Here is an 18,713-nt window from a genome sequence, read left to right on the forward strand (position 1 = left end):
TAAAGTTTGATGCCGCGCATTATGCATCGCCACCAACAATAAAAATAATTATCTTTTTATATGCAACACATCACATGATGTTATATATTTACATTTGGGCTGAAAGAGACAATTGCTTTTAAAAATGTAAAAGCATGGTTTCGCAGAGAAAATGAGAATAACCGTATAAAAAGCGAGAGCTTAATGAAATCAATGGTTGCAGCGGTGCATGTCCAAGTGTCGCTCGTCGCACTCATATGGAAAATAAATACTTTTTGCTATAACCTATAACTAAACTATGTCAGTTAAATTACACAGTTGAAAACGAAGTAAACGGCAGCTTTTTTCATCGTTCGATAGATGAAAATAGATTGTCCGCAATAGACACCGGAGACAACCATGCGTCCACATGATTTAAATTTATTGATGATTTTTGATGCCATCATGACCGAGGGTGCAATTACCCGCGCAGCTGACAGGCTGTCGATGACGCAACCTGCGGTATCTAACGCACTTTCTCGTATGCGCACCGCTTGGAACGACGAGCTGTTTGTTAAGGACGGACGTGGTATTCAGCCTACCTCTTTTGCAAAGAATTTATGGAGTCAGATTCAAGGTCCCTTAGGTGAGCTTGAAGTTGCCGTTAACCCTACAGACTTCAATCCTGCAACGGCTAAACGCACCTTCCGTATAGCCGCAACTGACAGCATTGTTTCCATGGTATGGGGGCCGCTGCGCAAAGTTATTGAGAATGAAGCGCCAGGTATCAATATCCATGCTATTCCTAATTACGACATGGAAACCGATAAGATACTTAAAGATGCCGAAGCAGAACTCACCTTCTCTAAATATCAAGAGCCTGGCTCTGTTATTCGAGCAGAGCATGTTCTCGACCCAAGCTGGGTTGTGGTAATGCGCCCCGACCATCCATTAGCAAAATCTCAATTGACGTTAGAAGACTTTGTCGCGGCTGATCACCTTCTGGTTTCCGTCACAGGCGATGTGACTGGCCCTACCGACCAGGTGTTAGCAAACTTAGGCTTAAAGCGCCGCGTGGCAATGTCAGTAAACCAGTTTTATAACGCTACACCGTTATTAAAAGAGAGCAACCTTATTTGTGTAGCCCCCTCTTTAGTAATGGAAAAAGAAATTTTCTCAGGGGAATTGGCTGTATTTGAAACACCAATAGAAATTGTCAGCTCTCCGCTGTCTGTGATGTGGCATAAACGTCAAGACCAAGATGCAGGCTTGCAGTGGCTTAGAGGACTAGTAGTAAGATTTATTCGCGAGCGTGCACAGCGTCACGAAATGCTGCTGTCACAATGTTGCCGCAAAGCGTACTGCGCTGACACGGTAAAACGCTTTATGGACCAGCGGAATATGGATTGTGAAGAGTTTACGCCAGCGCATTTGAAAACGCCCAGCAATGATGAAATTGACGAAGAACGTTACAACGTAGCTGTTGGGAAAGAAACAGCTTAATACCAGTCCGCTTAGATCATTACCCACGCAACGAGACGTAAAATGTTCGTAATCGAGGCGTGTTACCGTAGGTATAATGGTTGTAAAATATTCAAAGCCACAATAAAAAAACCGCTCAATGAGCGGTTTTTTTCAAAGTTCGAACAAAGAAGTTAACTTACTTCTTTTTCTTCGCTTTTGGATTTGGTAGGTCGGTAATGCTTCCTTCGAAGATTTCAGACGCAAGACCAATTGATTCGTTAAGCGTTGGGTGAGCATGGATAGTCAATGCTACATCTTCAGCATCAGCGCCCATTTCAATAGCTAGGCCGATTTCGCCAAGCATTTCGCCCGCGTTGGTACCAACCATTGCACCACCAATTACGCGGCCCGTTTCTTTGTCGAAAATCATCTTGGTCATACCGTTAGTTGCATCAGATGCAATTGCACGACCTGAAGCTGCCCAAGGGAAAGTAGCTGTTTCGTAGCTTACGCCCTGCTCTTTCGCTTCTTTTTCAGTTAGACCAACCCAAGCTACTTCTGGCTCAGTGTACGCTACTGAAGGAATGGCACGCGGGTCGAAGTAATGCTTCTGTCCAGCAATAACTTCTGCTGCAACGTGACCTTCGTGAACCGCTTTGTGCGCAAGCATTGGCTGACCTACAAGGTCGCCGATTGCGAAGATGTGATCAACGTTAGTACGCATTTGCTTATCAACATTGATAAAGCCACGCTCGTCAACGTTTACGCCAGCTGCATCTGCGCCAACTAGCTTGCCGTTCGGCTTACGACCAACAGCAACAAGTACTTTGTCGTAGCGCACTGGCTCAGCAGGTGCGTTCTTACCTTCAAATGTTACGTACAAGCCATCGTCTTTTGCTTCAACCGCAGTCACTTTGGTTTCAAGCATGATGTTGAATTTTTCTTTGTAGTCTTTCATGAACACTTTCATGATGTCTTTGTCAGCTGCTGGAATTAGCTGATCTAAGAATTCAACTACATCAATGTTCGAGCCAAGTGCTTCGTACACAGTACCCATTTCTAGACCGATGATACCACCGCCTAGTACTAGCATTTTTTCTGGAATATCTTTCATTTCCAGTGCGCCAGTTGAGTCGATTACTCGATCATCTTCTGGGATGAACGGTAGGCTTACCGGCTCAGAACCTGCAGCAATAATCGCCTTTTCAAAAGTAATAGTAGTAACGTCGTCACCATTTTTTACTTCTAGGGTGTTTGCGCCTGTAAATTTACCGAAGCCTTGTACATGCTTAGTTTTACGCATTTTAGACATACCGCTAAGGCCATTTGTTAATTGCTTAACAACGCCGTCTTTGTATTCGCGGATTTTATCTAAATCGATGGTTGGCTCGCCAAACGATACACCGTGACTTGCAAGGTGCTTCGCTTCTTTCATCACTTTAGCAACGTGAAGAAGGGCTTTGGAAGGGATACAGCCAACATTAAGACAAACGCCACCTAGGGTGTCGCGAGAGTCTACGATAACCGTTTCAATACCTAAGTCAGCCGCACGGAATGCTGCTGAATAACCGCCAGGGCCGCCGCCCAGTACCACCAATTGCGTTTTAATTTCGCTCATTGTGAACCTCAATCCTGTTCTTGTAGGGTCATGCTATTACTTTTGCGTAATAGCATAACCTAAATGCCGTCAAAAAGGCTGATAAAATCATCGAAAATGTTACTGATATTGTAAACTTTTTCGGCCTTTTATTTAAAGTATGATTCTGCGTAAGTCAGTTAGGTTTGCAGCAACCTCAGTAGAGAATCTTGCACCTACCGCACCATCGATTACTCGGTGGTCATAAGACAAGCTTAGCGGCACCATTAAGCGCGGCTCAAACTCTTTACCATTCCACTTAGGCTTCATCTCAGACTTAGATACACCTAATATGGCGACTTCTGGTGCATTTACAATAGGCGTAAACGCGGTACCGCCGATACCACCAAGGCTAGAGATAGTAAATGTACCGCCCTGCATATCTGCTGCTTTAAGCTTACCTTCGCGGGCTTTCTTAGATGTTTCGATAAGCTCGCGAGAAAGTTCTTCAATACCTTTTTTATTCACGTCACGAATAACAGGCACAACAAGGCCTCCCGGTGTTTCAACCGCAATACCAATGTTGATAAACTTCTTGATGATTAAGCTTTCGCCGTCGTCAGACAGTGACGAGTTGAATACTTCGTATTTCTCAAGGGCTTTTGCTACGGCTTTCATTACGAAAACAAGTGGTGTGATCTTTAGACCAGACTTAATCTTCGCGTGGTAAGCGTTTTGCTCTTTACGGAACTCTTCAACGTCAGTGATATCGGCTTCGTCGAACTGTGTAACGTGCGGGATAGTCGCCCAGTTACGGTGTAAGAACGGACCAGAAATCTTTTGTATACGAGAAAGCTTTTGCTCTTCAATCTCGCCAAACTTGCTGTGATCAACAGGCTTAACTGGCACGATTTGAAGTACGTTATCGCCTGCTGGCGCACTGCCAGAAGCGGCCGCTGTGCGAGGCTTAGCGAGCTCAGCCTTCACGTAAGCTTGAACGTCTTCTTTTAAGATACGGTTTTTAGGGCCAGAGCCGCTAACTTGAGTCAGGTCTACACCAAACTCACGAGCGATACGGCGAACCGAAGGAGAAGCATGTGCTTTACCTGTATTCTTAGCTTCTGGCGCTGGCGGCACAGGAGAACGGCCTTGCGAGGCTTCTTGCTGTGACGATTGCTTGGGTTCTTCTTTTTTAGCTGCTTCCTGTTTAGGTGCTTCTTGCTTAGGCGCTTCAGCTGCACTTGAAGACGAACCACCGCTGGTTTCAAGCTTAACAACTAAGGTGCCTTGCTTAACTTTGTCACCCGCTTTGATAAAGACTTCTTTAATCGTACCTGCATGTGTTGAAGGCACATCCATGGTCGCCTTATCAGTTTCAAGCGTAATTAGGCCGTCTTCTTTTTCAACAGTGTCGCCAACCGATACAAGCACATCGATAACGTCAACTTCACCGTCTTCACCAATGTCTGGTACAGCAACTTCGATAGTCTCGCTACCTGCAGACGCCGCTGGCGCTGATTCTTGCTTTGAACTTTCCTGCGCAGCCGGTGCAGATGCTTCAGAAGAAGCATCGCTAGACGCCGATTCACTTGAAGACGAGCCTGAGCCCGCTACTTCCAGCTTAATAACAACTGTGCCTTCTTTCACTTTATCGCCAGTACTGATGAATACTTCTTTCACCGTACCTGCGTGTGTTGAAGGAACGTCCATGGTTGCTTTATCGGTTTCAAGGGTAATTAGCCCATCTTCTTTTTCAATGGTGTCGCCCACTGAAACCAATACGTCAATTACGTCTACTTCGTCGTCAGAACCGATATCTGGTACTGCAACTTCAATCACTTCGCTGCTGCCAGACGACGCGGGTGCTGCCTCTGGCTTGCTTTCTGCTTTAGGTGCTTCTTCTTGCTTAGGCGCTTCTTCTTGTGAAGCGTTGTCTGAAGATGATTCTTCTGCAGCGCTATCACCGGCACTATCGCCACCTGCAACTTTCATTTCACCAATCACATCGCCTTCTTTGATTTTATCGCCTACTGATACAGACAGGCTTACAATCTCACCTTCAAACGGTGCTGGAATGTCCATTGACGCCTTGTCACTTTCAACAGTAACAACGCCTTCATCGGCTTCGATGTTGTCGCCTACGGCAACACATAGCTCGATAACTTCAACTTCGTCACCGCCTACGTCGGGTACGATAATCTTTTGAATATCTGACATATGTAAAATACCTTATCTGGCTTACGCGTAAAGTGGGTTAAGTTTTTCAGCGTTAATATCAAAACGCTTAATGGCTTCTGCTACCACTTTCTTCTCAACGTCACCGCGCTGAGCTAATTCGTAAAGTGATGCCACCACAATGTATGACGCATTAACTTCAAAGTGAGTACGCAAGTTTTCACGGCTATCGCTTCGACCGAAACCGTCTGTACCTAGGCAGCGGTATTCAGTGTCGATAAATGCACGTACTTGGTCTGAGTAGTTCTTCACATAGTCAGTGGCAGAAATCGCAGGACCTGCGTCTTTCGTAATTACCTGACCAATATAAGGTACTTTTTGCTCAGCTTCTGGGTTTAGCATGTTCCAGCGTGCTACGTCTTGACCTTCACGCGCTAGCTCGTTAAACGAGGTTACTGAGTAAACATCAGAAGATACGTTGTAGTCGTCACACAGAATTTGTGCTGCTTTACGCACTTCGTTCAAGATAGTACCTGAGCCCATTAGCTGAACATTAAGCTTAGACTTGTCGTTTTCAACGCGCTCTAGCTTGTAAATACCCTTAATGATTTGCTCAGCAACATCATCACCTTCAGGCATTGCAGGGTGCTGATAGTTCTCGTTCATCAACGTTAGGTAATAGAAGATATTTTCATTGTTACCATACATACGACGTAAACCGTCTTGAACGATAACCGCTACTTCGTACCCATATGTTGGGTCGTAAGTAATACAGTTGGGGATTAGGTTAGCCTGAACGTGTGAGTGACCATCCTGATGCTGTAGACCTTCACCGTTAAGGGTTGTTCTACCTGCTGTTGCACCTAAAAGGAAACCACGTGCTTGGCTATCGCCCGCTGCCCACGCCAAGTCACCAACACGTTGGAAACCAAACATTGAGTAGTAGATGTAGAACGGAATAGTGGTAGCGTTACAGGTTGAGTAAGACGTTCCCGACGCAACCCACGATGCCATTGCACCTAGCTCATTAATACCTTCTTGAAGTACCTGACCTTTTTTATCTTCGCGATAGTAAGCCACTTGGTCGGCGTCCTGAGGTACGTATTTCTGACCTTCGTTGGCGTAAATACCTACCTGACGGAACAAACCTTCCATACCGAAGGTACGGGCTTCATCAGGGATAATTGGCACGATACGCTTACCAATTTTCTTGTCTTTTAATAGCGCATTTAGTACACGTACAAACGTCATGGTTGACGATACTTGACGGTCACCTGACCCTTTTAAGATAGCATCGAATGCACTTAGCTCAGGAATTTCAAGCTGTTCTTCAGCCTGTTCACGGCGAGAAGGCAAGTAACCGCCTAGTGCTTCACGACGCTCGCGAAGGTACTTCATTTCTTCGCTGTCTTCGTCGAACTTGAAGTATGGCAGGTCAGCAATTTTCTCGTCTGCTACAGGAATATTGAAACGATCGCGGAACGCTTTGATTGAATCAACGTCCATTTTCTTAACGTTGTGCGCTACGTTTTGTGCTTCGCCTGATGCACCTAGACCGAAACCTTTAACCGTTTTAGCAAGGATTACCGTTGGACGACCTTTCGTATCAATGGCTTTTTGGTAAGCCGCGAATACCTTAACCGGATCGTGACCACCACGGTTCAAGCGCCAGATGTCGTCGTCAGACATGTTCGCTACAAGTGCCGCTGTTTCAGGATACTTGTTGAAGAAGTTTTCACGGGTGTACTTGCCGCCTTTGGCTTTACAGTTCTGGTATTCACCGTCTACCGTTTCACCCATAAGCTGGATAAGCTTGCCAGATTTATCACGAGCTAATAGCTCATCCCAGTAGCTACCCCAAATAACTTTCACTACTTCCCAGCCAGCGCCGCGGAACGTACCTTCAAGTTCTTGGATAATTTTGCCGTTACCACGTACCGGTCCGTCTAGACGCTGAAGGTTACAGTTGATAACAAACGTTAGGTTGTCTAGGCCTTCGCGAGACGCAAGACCAATTGCACCCAAGCTCTCTGGCTCATCACACTCACCGTCACCCATGTAGCAGTAAACGCGCTGACCTGAACAGTCTTTAATACCACGGTTGGTTAGGTACTTAAGGAAGCGAGCAGTGTAAATAGCTTGAAGTGGACCTAAGCCCATGGAAACCGTTGGGAACTGCCAATAATCTTTCATCAAGTGAGGGTGTGGGTAAGACGACAGACCATCGCCAGCACACTCTTGACGGAAGTTGTTTAACTGTTCTTCAGTTAAGTTGCCTTCCATATATGAGCGCGCATAAATACCTGGAGAAATATGGCCCTGAGCGAAAATAAAGTCGCCGCCTTGGTTCTCGTTAGGCGCTTTGAAGAAGTGGTTAAAGCCAACATCGTAAAGCATAGCCGATGATGCGAAGCTACCAATGTGACCACCAAGCTCTAGGTCTTTCTTAGATGCACGCAATACAATCATCAATGCGTTCCAACGAATTGCCGCACGAATGCGCGCTTCGATGGTCAAATCGCCGGGCATTTTTGGCTCTTGCGCTGCTGGGATAGTATTGATGTAGGCAGTGGTTGCATCGTACGGTAGATGCGCGCCGCTGCGACGTGCTTTATCAATAAGTTTTTCGAGTAAATAATGGGCGCGTTCTACGCCTTCCTCTTCTAAAACCGACTCAAGCGCATCAATCCACTCTTTAGTTTCTTGAGGATCTACATCTTGGTGCATCATATCAGACATGGTGCCATCCTATTTTTTGCTTATATAGAAAATCCTCCCTTAGCATTGCCTCTTATCATAAAGGCGCCAAAAGAAGGAAAACTAAATTACGTTGTACTCACAGTGACCCAATCTGGCTCACCTGCTTTTGCAGTGGCACAGGAAAAAACCTGACCGGCCTCTGCGAATGAATAGCTATCTAGCTTTTTTGAAAGCAAAGCTAAGTAACTAAATCTCTAATCGTCGCAATGCGCGCTGCACGCGGGTATCGCGTTGATTAATGGTTAATAGCGTTTTTTCAATAAACGCCAAATGCGTGTTACATGCTTGGCGCGCAGCTTCTGGGTCGCGAGAAGCAATCGCTTCCACAATTTCACGACGCTGCTTAGCAATGTCTTCCACTGCTTCAGGATGCGCTGCCAGCATGTCAAAGTTTCGTTCAATATTGTCCACCAGCATGCTTTGCATGGTGCTCATTACGTGCAACAACACCATATTGTGTGATGCTCTTGCCATAATGATATAAAACTGTCCTAGCGCCTCTGCTTGAGCACGTTTGCTCTCGTGCGCTTTAGGCGTAGGAACGTCATTTAATGCCTGCTTCAATGCTTCGTAGTCTTCGGGTTGACCACGAAGTGCCGCGTAATACGCTGCCATTCCTTCAAGGGCATGACGAAATTCTAGCAAATCAAATTGGGTTTCAGGACGCTGACTGACTAAGTCCATGAGCGGGTCTGTCATGGCAGAATTGAGGTTGCGATTTACAAACGTACCGCCACCTTGTTTACGCTCTACCAGCCCGCGTGCCTGTAAGTTACCAATGGCTTCCCTTAGTGAAGGTCGTGAAACGTCAAATTCCAGCGCAAGCTCTCGTTCTGGCGGTAATTTTTGACCTGCCAACAACGTACCGTCGAGAATCATGGACTCGAGTTGCTCGGTAATCACATCAGAGAGTTTTTTTCGCTGCTGCCGCATGCGCTCTACGTATCCTTCTATTTAAACCGTGCTCTATAACAATAGCGACGTTATAAGAACGATGAATGTAAAAAATAATCGTAGACTATTTAATCACAAACACCAATTGGTAATACCATTTTACCTATCTAGTTTAAGGCAGATCGATTTCGAGGTAAATACTCCCAAGCATAGCAAAGCCTTTACCTTTTGCTGGGTGTTAAGCTTTATTGTTGAATTTGTTAATAAAAATCAGGTTCCATTAACTGGTCTGATGAGGAGGGGTAGATCAGTAAATACGGGCAAAGCGCCTGATCTAAATACAATTAATAAATAGACCAAACGCCTTTCTAAGCCAAGTAGGCTAGTAAATGTTAAAAATAATGACTATGCCAGACTGCCTACAAGCGTAAGCGCAGATGTTATTACAAGAAGAAAAATAACATTACGTTTTGCTAACTTTACAAGCACCTTCGGCTCTATTGCTGCATTTTCAGCCTGCAACTGTTGTTCATCAGACGTGAGAATCTCAGCTTTCGAGGAAATTTGTGTAAGCACATCGTATGCAGGCACATCGAACTTAAGCGCGTATTTTAGCCACTCTGGCAACGCTCGTGAGAAATTCCCCATCATCAGCATGCCAAAAGCGGTCACGCGAACAGGAATATAATCAAGGGCAAACATTAATCTTCCTGCAACGGCTTTTAATGGGTGATTTGCATCACACAATGCCTCGGTCGTGCTTCGACTCAAGCTATAAAACAGCGCGCCAGGTGCACCAAAAGCAATAAACCACAACATCACAGCGGCATAGTGCTGATAGTTAAGCCAAGTGAGATGTTGGCCGAAAGTTCTGCCTTCTGTACCTGCACTACCGTCACTGTCTGTTTGACTTGCACAATGCCCTAACTGGTCGGTATACATACTACACGCCTGAAGGTCACCTCGGTCAGCAGCATTTAGAAAGCTCTTGTAAACGGCTCGCAATGCGGGGCAACCAATACAAATAAACAAAATTATGCTTTGTTCTATAAACGTGAGAAATGCACCAAGCACCCAGTATTCAATTGCTCCCAGCATCATTGCGGGAAGCAAAAGATAAAAATAAAGCGCAGTAGACGATACCTTCTTATCCTTATCCTCACTTTCCTCATTCGTTTCTTGGAATTTGATTAAACCTTTATCTTGGAGAAAAGCTCGATATTGCGCGGCATATTTTTCAATATGCCAATTGGGTGTTTTTGTTATCAACCGTTCGAGGCTGAGAACTAATAGCAAGCTCATTAACATCATAGGTATTGCGTCCCTTTTTCCGGCGACTTGGGTTACTTGGTGTTATTCAACCTAGTAACGCGCATTCTGTATCTTGCCCAATCAAAAGCAACACCGGGGTCGGTTTTTCGCCCCGGCGCAATATCATTATGACCTACAATACGCCCTAAAGTGATCCGAGGATAGTGTAGTGTAATAAAATCAGTGAGTTCGCCTAGCGCATGATACTGTGCATCGGTAAAAGGCAGAGTATCAGTGCCTTCAAGCTCAATACCGATAGCGTAGTCGTTGCAGCGGCTACGCCCTTGGAAGCTTGAAAGGCCAGCGTGCCACGCCCTTTGTTCAAAGGGTACAAATTGTTCTATTTCACCAGTGCGATAAATTACACAATGGGCAGAGACCCTTAAGCCAGCAATTTCCTTATAAAAGGGATGGTCATCTGGATTGAGGGTACCGGTAAACAATTGGCGAATGCCCGGCGTACCAAACTGTGAAGGCGGCAGTGAAATGTTGTGTATGACTAACAAGCTCACGTCTGTGCTGTCAGGACGGGCATCGTAATGCGGACTTGGGGTGTACCTTGCTTCGTTGTAAAGCATCATAGTATTTGCTTCGGTAATTGATTTTCTAGGTAATAGCCTACATTGTATGTGGAAGTAAGTGTATAGGGCTATACGTTGTACTCTATTATTTGAATCAGCACCTCAGCTCAGTACTTAACCAATGATTAAAAGATTACGCTAGGTAATAGGCCACACGAAACGTAGTGCACCACTATTATAAGAAAGGTAAAAGCATGAATGAACAACAAGACCCGACTGCGTCAACGGGCAAATGGATGGTTGCGCTTGCATGGATTTGTGGTTTTGGATTGCTGGTTTTTGTTTTCTCAGATCTTCTGGAAAAACAAATTAATCCGAATAGCGAACCTACATCGGAACGTATTGGTTCGCAGACCGAGGTACGCCTTAAACAAAACCGCCAAGGTCATTATGTAACAACAGGCTATATCAACGGTGAAGAAGTCGTATTTCTTGTTGATACGGGAGCAACTGACGTGGCCGTTCCCGCGCATTTGGCTAACAAGCTTCAACTCAAAGCGGGTCGAGAAGGGTTAGCCAGTACCGCTAACGGCGTTGTAAGAGTCGCCGAATCGACCATTGAAACCTTACGCATTGGTGAAATTGTGGTGCGCGATGTAAAAGCAAACTTAAACCCTGGTATGCAAGATGACCATATACTGCTAGGAATGAGTGTTCTTCGCCAATTAGAGTTTACTCAGCGCGGAGAATGGTTAATATTGCGTACCCTTTAAATACACAGACAGCATAGATCATAGCGATGAAGATGACATCACCAGACATGCAAGCGATTCGAGAGCAAGTATCTAACGCGCTTATTGAAGATCTTGGCGGCGAATTAAATGCCGCAAACGACATTACCGCAAGCCTAATAGATGAAAGCGTTAATGCAAAAGCCACAATTATTACGCGCGAGCCTTGTGTGGTTTGCGGAATCGCATGGGCAAACCAAGCGTTTGCGCTTATCGATGAGTCGGTGTCGCTAACGTGGCATGTAAAAGATGGCGACAAGGCTGAGGCCGACACTGTGTTGGTGAGTTTAGAAGGTTCTGCTCGTGCTATTTTGACGGCCGAACGTACGGCACTTAACTTCCTACAAACCCTGTCAGCAACCGCCACTGTTACTGCCTTTTACGCTAAGTTTTTAGATGGCACTAACACTAAAATTCTAGATACCCGCAAAACGTTGCCAGGTTTGCGCTATGCGCAGAAATACGCGGTGCGTTGTGGTGGTGGTCAAAACCATCGTGTGGGTTTGTTCGATGCATTCTTAATTAAAGAAAACCACATCTTTTCTTGCGGCAACATCGAGAAAGCCGTAAGCCGAGCGAAAACAATGATGCCGGGCAAGCCTGTTGAAGTAGAGGTAGAGAGCATAACCGAGCTTGAACAAGCGCTTTCAGCAGGTGCCGACATTGTCATGCTGGATAATTTTTCTAACGAACAGATCCAAAAGGCAGTGGCGCTCAACAAAGGTCAATGTAAACTGGAAGTATCAGGGAACATTACTGATGAACGACTGGCATCACTTGCACAACTAGGTGTAGATTACATTTCATCCGGCGCCTTAACTAAACACGTTCAGGCCATTGATTTGTCTTTACGCATTAATTTGTCATAGCAGCGCAAGACAGCTAAAGCGCGAAATATAAAATCGCAATGGGGAATAAACAAAGGTAAGCGAATATGTTGTTCACCCTTTGTTCTCGCTACCTCTTATTGTAGCATTTCTATTTTACGTGCTTTATTGTAACGATACAGTGATTTTGAAGCGCCGAATAGATGTATAAATTGCAATACGGTTACGCGTTCTTCTGTTCGGTCAATTCTCGATAATGTTCTTTTGTGTATAGATAGATATACGTACTTAAGCCATTAACTTTAATACGAAAGTTCAAATGCTTAAGCCTGCCAAAATTTGGCTAACCATGTCATACTGAAAAAGCTAGACATAGGTATATTTGCCTATACTTGTCAGTAACAAATAAAATTCTATACTGAGTATCAAGTACCAGGGGCGTTAAATGGACGACTCGGGTATAAACGTCAATTTGAATTAAATTTAAACTTTACGTGTTATACACGTCCCGGAGAAAAACCATGATGAACATGAAAACTAAAAACCAAAAAGGTTTCACCCTAATCGAACTAATGATTGTTGTTGCAATCATCGGTATCCTTGCAGCAATCGCACTTCCTGCTTATCAGAACTACACGCAAAAAGCGAAGTTTACTGAAGTAACTAACGCAACAGCTGCTGCAAAAACAGCGGTTGAGATTTGTGCACAGACTACCGGCACACTTACTGGCTGTTCAGGTAATTCAAACGGTATTCCTGCTGACGTTACTGCTTCAGGCAATGTTGTAGGTGTTGCAACAGCAGATGGTGTTATTACTGCTACGGCGTCACCTGACTCAGGTATCGAAGATGCGTCAGGCAATGCAGCAACATACGAGCTAGACCCGACCTTAACTGACGGTCGTGTAACTTGGGATGCAACATGTTCTCCGGCAACGCTTTGCTAATAAAGTAATAACGTAGAAAAAGCCCGGTATACACTGGGCTTTTTTGTTTCAACTTTTAAAAGGCATCTGGTAATGGCGAAGGCGGCTACTATATTCACTTGGCAAGGAAAGGACCGTCACGGTCAAGCCCGAAAGGGCGAAATTTCCGCAACCTCACTCTCAGAAGCTAAAAACCTGTTACGTCGCCAAGGCATTTCTGCCAATAAGGTTAAAAAGCTTTCAAAACCGTTGTTCGGTGGCGCGAAAAAGATCACGCCAGCTGATATTTCTGTTGTATCACGCCAAATCGCCACCATGCTTGCCGCAGGGGTTACCCTTATTCAATCGTTGGAAATGATTGCACAAGGCCATGCAAAGCAAACCATGAGGAAACTTTTAGGCGAAATAACTGAAGAAGTGAAAGCGGGTAATCCACTTTCATCAGCGCTTAGAAAGCATCCCGAATATTTTGACGATTTATATTGCGACTTGGTTTACACCGGCGAGCAGTCGGGCGCACTTGAAACCATTTATGACCGCATCGCGACCTACAAAGAAAAGGCCGAAGCACTAAAGTCAAAAATCAAAAAGGCGATGTTTTACCCCATTGCGGTTTTGGTAGTTGCTTTTATTGTTACGACCATCCTTCTTATATTTGTTGTGCCGCAGTTTGAAGAAATTTTCAGCAGCTTCGGGGCAGAACTTCCCGCTTTCACCCAGTTCGTATTGGCTATTTCGCGATTCGTCCAAGACTTCGGTATTTTTATTGCCATAGGAATTGGTGTTGCAGGCTTTATGTTTATGCGCACCTATAAGCGAAGCCAAAAGCTACGTGACTCGCTAGACCGCAAAATTCTTAAAATTCCTGTTATTGGCGAAATACTGAAAAAAGCCAGTATTGCGCGCTTTACCCGTACCCTAGCGACAACCTTTGCAGCAGGTGTTCCGCTAATAGGTGCCCTTGAATCCGCCGCGGGTGCATCCGGCAACGCAGTTTATCGAGATGCGATACTATATATACGTAAGGAAGTGGCGGGCGGTATGCCAATGCATGTTGCCATGCGCGCTACACAAGTATTCCCTGACATGGTGACGCAGATGATTGCCATTGGTGAAGAGTCGGGCGCGGTTGATGAAATGCTCAGTAAAATTGCCACCATATATGAAGCTGAAGTCGATGATATGGTAGACGGTTTAACCAGCCTGCTAGAGCCTATGATCATGGCCGTACTAGGCGTGGTAATCGGCGGCTTGATTGTAGCTATGTACCTCCCTATATTCCAGATGGGTAACGTGGTATAACGTAGCCCAACACTAATATAACCAAAAGTAACAATCATAAGAACCATATACCATGGACGCTATAATTACGCTTAGTAAGCTTTACCCTGCTGTATTCTATTCCCTCGTCTTTTTTGTAAGTTTAATGGTTGGTAGTTTCTTAAATGTAGTGATTTACCGCTTGCCCATTATGATGGAACGCAGCTGGCAACAAGAGTACCAAAGCTACTTTAGTGAAAGTGCACCATCGGCTAATGTCACGTCATCGTTGTCAGACGAAGTATTTAATCTGGTAAAACCTGATAGTACGTGCCCAAGCTGCGGCCACAAAATTCGCGCATGGGAAAATATTCCTGTTATTAGCTACCTGTTTCTTAAAGGTAAATGCGCTAAATGCAAAGTGGGAATATCAATTCGCTACCCGCTTGTTGAGCTTTTCACAGCAATAGCTTGCACATTCGCGGCCTATCAATTTGGTGTCACGTCACAAGCACTATGGGCAGTATTATTTACCTTTGTGCTCGTTGCGTTGCTGTTTATTGACTTAGATAAGATGCTGTTACCCGACCAGTTAACACTGCCTCTTCTATGGTTAGGATTACTGTTAAGCACGCAAAATATTTTCGTGGGCACCACCGACGCTATTATCGGCGCAGCGGCGGGTTATTTAAGTTTATGGTCTGTTTATTGGCTATTTAAACTTGCCACTGGCAAAGAAGGCATGGGCTATGGCGACTTCAAGCTGCTCGCCGCCCTTGGTGCGTATACGGGTTGGCAAGGCTTACCCATAATTATTTTGCTCTCTTCGTTTGTTGGTGCAATTGCAGGCATACTCATAATGGTAATTCAGAACAAAGGTAAGTCGTTGGCTATTCCTTTTGGCCCCTATCTCGCAGTGGCGGGTTGGCTGACACTGCTTTTTAAAGATGCCATTATTACTACCTATCTTGATTACGTACTTTAGTAAGAAGGTGCCGGCATTATGAATAAGCAGCCCCCCTTTGTAGTAGGCCTTACTGGCGGGATAGGTAGCGGTAAATCTGCTGCCACTGATATTTTTGCGTCGTTAGGCATAGACATAGTGGATGCCGATGAGGTCGCAAGAGATGTGGTTGCCGTGGGCTCACACGGGTTACTTCAAATAGCTGAGCATTTTGGCGAGCATATTTTGCTTGAAGACGGTAGCCTTGACCGCGCCGCACTCCGAGAGAAGGTGTTTGCTAATCCAGATGAAAAGAACTGGCTGAACGGTATACTCCACCCGCTTATTCGTTCTCGCATGCAACAGCTGATCATGGAATCAACGGCCCCCTATTGCATCTTATCTGTTCCACTATTAGTTGAGAACAAGCTAACTGAAATGTGTAACCACGTAGTAGTGGTTGACTGCCCTGAAGCCCTTCAGCTTGAACGCGCCTTAAAGCGAGATGGTAGCTCTGAAGCAACGATAAAAAGCATTATGGCTTCACAAGCAAGCCGCAAAGAACGATTGAACGCTGCAGACTATGTGCTAGATAACAGCACCAGCTTACAGGCCCTCTCTTCGCAAGTATTAGCCTTGCATGACAACCTGCTCTTGTTATCTAAAGCTTCAATCCAATAAACAAAACTGACGTTAAGATACGCTCTCAATGACTCAGTTAACTTCTCAAAAGCATATCTTCACAGATTTGCGAATTGTTTTTGAAACTTTTTTGACCAAATAACGTCAAAACAGTGCTTTAAGGAACAAGTATACTTGGCTTAAACGCTTTGATGCTTTAGGCTTGATGCCATTCGCTGTTTTGCTATATTTTAGCGCAGTTTCTCTAAGTCCAAGTGTTTTAAGGGGTTCCATGGGTCACGCTGTTTTCGAATTTCCACTAAAGGAAAAAGTACGTAACTATTTACGTGTTGAGCAGCTGCTTGGGCAACTTAAAATTACGGCTAAATCAGAACATACTCATCTGCAGCTGGTATTCTTTGAACAACTTTTCGAGTTACTTGATCTCATTGAAAGGCTGGATCTTCGCTCCGACCTTACCAAAGACCTCGAAGCCCATGAGAAGAATTTAGTTTATTGGTCTAAGCACCCCAAAATTGACAGTACCGCACTAGAGCATGCGTTAAAAACAGTGCTGACGCTAAAACAAAAGCTTAAAACGGACCGCCGTTTCGGCAGTGCTTTGAAAGAAGATAAATTACTTAGCGCAATCAGGCAGCGCTTTGCTATCCCAGGCGGCGCATGTAGTTTCGATTTACCCAACCTTTATTTTTGGTTACAACAGCCCCTTGACCAGCGCCTCGCTGAAATAGCGCAATGGCTTGAAACGTTAGCCTTACTCGACGATGCAATCACTGTTAGCTTGTCGTTCATTCGCGAACGCGGCCAGTTTGTCAATGTGGTAGCCGATAACGGTTTTTATCAAGGTGCAGCAGAAGACAAAAACGAATTAATTCGTGTTAAATGCAGCGTTGATGAAGGGTATTACCCTACTCTGAGCGGAAACAAATACCGCTACGCCCTCCGCTTCTTGTTATTTTCACCTCAAGAGGGGCACTCTGGTGCCTTGGAAAGCAGTATTCAGTTTCATTTAGCAGCCTGTTAAACTAGCGCCTAGTCACTCGTTCATTGTTTCTCGTCTACGATAGTGTTAGCAATACTCAAACTACCCCGTTTAGACGTAATTTCACTGGAGTAAAGTATGGAAGTGAAATGTCCTATTTGTGCCAAGCAGGTTGTTTGGGCACCAACAAGCGAATATCGCCCTTTTTGCAGCAAAAAATGTCAACTTATCGATTTAGGTGAATGGGCAACGGAAGACAGAAAAATATCAGGGAAGCCTGCAGAAGACGCCACGCCAAAACATATAGACGTAGAAGAAATCGAGGCTATGTTGGCTCAGCAGTCAGATGACTTCTTTAAGCACTAGAATGTTGATTTTTAGGGCAAACATTGCTGTATAATTTGGTCAAAAGGCACGCCCAAAATTTTTTGAGCCGTATGGATATCAAAGCACCTCGTTACCTCGTCATGGGCGCACTTTCATATGCGTTTACTGAAACAAAAAATACAGTGTAAGGGATCAAACCACTGAGCCACTAAGCTTGAGCATAGTTTCGACTCAGTAGGTGTTGTCGATAATACAAAAGGTAATGATGAGTCTTAGCGCTTTCTGAGTAAACCTGCGGCCCCCAATAGTAACAACCAGAATGCAGTACCGCCACCGCCACTATCATTGTCGCTGCCGGGCTGCTGATCAATCAGGGTGTTGGGTGTTTTATTCAGTCCACCGTCTGTTACTTCATTACTATCAAGAACGTTGATAGCGTACACGGTAACAAAGTTTTCGTATCCGGGCTTATCGCCACTTGTGCACTGCTCGCTGGTAAAGTTAACCATAGGTGTTCTGCCTACGTTGTTTAAACAGCGCGGCAACGCTTGCATGTCTTCCAAGATATCCATGTCCTCCGAAAACACTTGCCCAAAAACAGTGAAGCCGCCATTTCGCACGTCGAGATTGGCGCTGTTGTCGTTGATATTGAAAAACCATTGATTGGTAGCACTGTCGGGGTTACCGCTAACCTTAGCCATGGCAATTGTCCCTCTGACATTTGACAATTCCGGTTCATTTTCTACCGCTGGCCCTGACTCAACAGCAACGTGGCTAAAACCGTTTTCGTATTTAAAGCCACCACCTTGCACAACAAAATCGGGTTCTAGACGGTGAATAATAGTGTCTGTATACGCCCCCTCATTAACGTAGTTTAGGAAGTTTTCAACTGTTTTTGGTGTAGTAGTGTCATGCAAGTTGACGCGTATATTGCCTTGGGAGGTAGCAAACTCGACGATGGTAGCTTGCGCACAAAAAGAAAAAAGTGCTGTACATGAAAGTATTGTTATTAGCTTTTTTATACGGAAATTCATAGTGTTACTTTGTTATTTGATAATCGCAAAGTACAACACAATAGAACGGTAAATACAGTAATTCTAGTTATTTGATACAACAAAATGTATTAAATCGTAACCCACTAGATCACATCTAAAGCGTGGAATTTTTTGCAATTTTTTTGGCAGGCCAAAGTCTTTACGTTGACAGTAACATAGACATGTAACAAACCAGCCTTTGTGTCCGCTACATTGGCCAAGCGTTATTGCCAACAATATTCGAGCGAAATTTCTGAATAATAGTGTGAAATACCCTTTAAAAGCTATTTGCGCCAACCGTTGTCTAATGTAGTATTTCATC

General features: G+C 44.7%; 16 protein-coding genes. 9 read left to right on the forward strand and 7 right to left on the reverse strand.

Features of this window, described 5'->3' with window-relative positions; translation table 11 throughout:
• Window positions 1-378: 378 nt before the first annotated feature.
• Window positions 379-1,461: a LysR family transcriptional regulator gene (locus tag V7R42_RS08905; protein ID WP_334019825.1), complete on the forward strand. Its 1,083-nt coding sequence runs from the start codon at window positions 379-381 to the stop codon at window positions 1,459-1,461.
• A gap of 157 nt (window positions 1,462-1,618) precedes the next feature.
• On the opposite strand, the gene lpdA is transcribed toward V7R42_RS08905, so the two are convergent.
• The 6 genes from lpdA to ampD form a co-directional block, all read right to left on the reverse strand.
• The gene (lpdA, locus tag V7R42_RS08910; RefSeq protein WP_334019826.1) at window positions 1,619-3,040 is read right to left on the reverse strand and encodes a dihydrolipoyl dehydrogenase; all 1,422 of its coding nucleotides are present in this window, start codon (window positions 3,038-3,040) and stop codon (window positions 1,619-1,621) included.
• Between the two features lie 132 nt (window positions 3,041-3,172).
• Window positions 3,173-5,215, reverse strand: coding sequence for a pyruvate dehydrogenase complex dihydrolipoyllysine-residue acetyltransferase (aceF, locus tag V7R42_RS08915; protein ID WP_334019827.1), 2,043 nt, complete (start codon window positions 5,213-5,215; stop codon window positions 3,173-3,175).
• A gap of 21 nt (window positions 5,216-5,236) precedes the next feature.
• Window positions 5,237-7,912 carry a pyruvate dehydrogenase (acetyl-transferring), homodimeric type gene (gene aceE / locus V7R42_RS08920; protein ID WP_334019828.1) on the reverse strand — a complete coding sequence of 892 codons (2,676 nt, stop codon included), beginning with the start codon at window positions 7,910-7,912 and terminating at the stop codon, window positions 5,237-5,239.
• Window positions 7,913-8,119: 207 nt separating this feature from the next.
• Window positions 8,120-8,866, reverse strand: a complete 747-nt coding sequence (pdhR, locus tag V7R42_RS08925) for a pyruvate dehydrogenase complex transcriptional repressor PdhR (RefSeq protein ID WP_024016767.1) — start codon at window positions 8,864-8,866, stop codon at window positions 8,120-8,122.
• A 366-nt stretch (window positions 8,867-9,232) separates the two neighbouring features.
• Window positions 9,233-10,138: a beta-lactamase regulator AmpE gene (gene ampE, locus V7R42_RS08930; protein WP_334019830.1), complete on the reverse strand. Its 906-nt coding sequence runs from the start codon at window positions 10,136-10,138 to the stop codon at window positions 9,233-9,235.
• 32 nt (window positions 10,139-10,170) lie between these two features.
• Entirely contained in the window at window positions 10,171-10,719 is a 549-nt protein-coding gene (gene ampD / locus V7R42_RS08935) for a 1,6-anhydro-N-acetylmuramyl-L-alanine amidase AmpD (protein ID WP_334019831.1), read from the reverse strand.
• 194 nt (window positions 10,720-10,913) lie between these two features.
• On the opposite strand from ampD, the gene V7R42_RS08940 reads away from it, so the two are divergent.
• The 8 genes from V7R42_RS08940 to yacG all read left to right on the forward strand — a co-directional run bounded on the left by V7R42_RS08940 (window position 10,914) and on the right by yacG (window position 17,396).
• A complete protein-coding gene (locus tag V7R42_RS08940; RefSeq protein ID WP_014950400.1) occupies window positions 10,914-11,432 on the forward strand; it encodes a retropepsin-like aspartic protease family protein in 519 nt (172 codons plus the stop codon).
• Window positions 11,433-11,464: 32 nt separating this feature from the next.
• Entirely contained in the window at window positions 11,465-12,319 is an 855-nt protein-coding gene (gene nadC, locus V7R42_RS08945; RefSeq protein WP_334019832.1) for a carboxylating nicotinate-nucleotide diphosphorylase, read from the forward strand.
• A 479-nt stretch (window positions 12,320-12,798) separates the two neighbouring features.
• A complete protein-coding gene (locus V7R42_RS08950) occupies window positions 12,799-13,224 on the forward strand; it encodes a pilin (protein ID WP_334019833.1) in 426 nt (141 codons plus the stop codon).
• Window positions 13,225-13,296: 72 nt separating this feature from the next.
• A complete protein-coding gene (locus tag V7R42_RS08955; RefSeq protein WP_334019834.1) occupies window positions 13,297-14,505 on the forward strand; it encodes a type II secretion system F family protein in 1,209 nt (402 codons plus the stop codon).
• A gap of 52 nt (window positions 14,506-14,557) precedes the next feature.
• Window positions 14,558-15,448 carry a prepilin peptidase gene (locus V7R42_RS08960; RefSeq protein ID WP_334019835.1) on the forward strand — a complete coding sequence of 297 codons (891 nt, stop codon included), beginning with the start codon at window positions 14,558-14,560 and terminating at the stop codon, window positions 15,446-15,448.
• 18 nt (window positions 15,449-15,466) lie between these two features.
• Window positions 15,467-16,087, forward strand: a complete 621-nt coding sequence (gene coaE / locus V7R42_RS08965; protein ID WP_334019837.1) for a dephospho-CoA kinase — start codon at window positions 15,467-15,469, stop codon at window positions 16,085-16,087.
• 232 nt (window positions 16,088-16,319) lie between these two features.
• Window positions 16,320-17,072, forward strand: coding sequence for a cell division protein ZapD (gene zapD, locus V7R42_RS08970; protein ID WP_334019838.1), 753 nt, complete (start codon window positions 16,320-16,322; stop codon window positions 17,070-17,072).
• Between the two features lie 96 nt (window positions 17,073-17,168).
• Window positions 17,169-17,396, forward strand: coding sequence for a DNA gyrase inhibitor YacG (gene yacG / locus V7R42_RS08975; protein WP_334019839.1), 228 nt, complete (start codon window positions 17,169-17,171; stop codon window positions 17,394-17,396).
• 233 nt (window positions 17,397-17,629) lie between these two features.
• Here the strand turns inward: yacG and V7R42_RS08980 are convergent, their stop codons facing one another.
• Window positions 17,630-18,391, reverse strand: coding sequence for a peptidylprolyl isomerase (locus tag V7R42_RS08980; protein WP_334019840.1), 762 nt, complete (start codon window positions 18,389-18,391; stop codon window positions 17,630-17,632).
• Between the last annotated feature and the right edge of the window lie 322 nt (window positions 18,392-18,713).

Origin of the sequence: Alteromonas sp. S015 (genome assembly GCF_036864485.1) — a bacterium.
Taxonomy (GTDB): Bacteria; Pseudomonadota; Gammaproteobacteria; order Enterobacterales; family Alteromonadaceae; genus Alteromonas.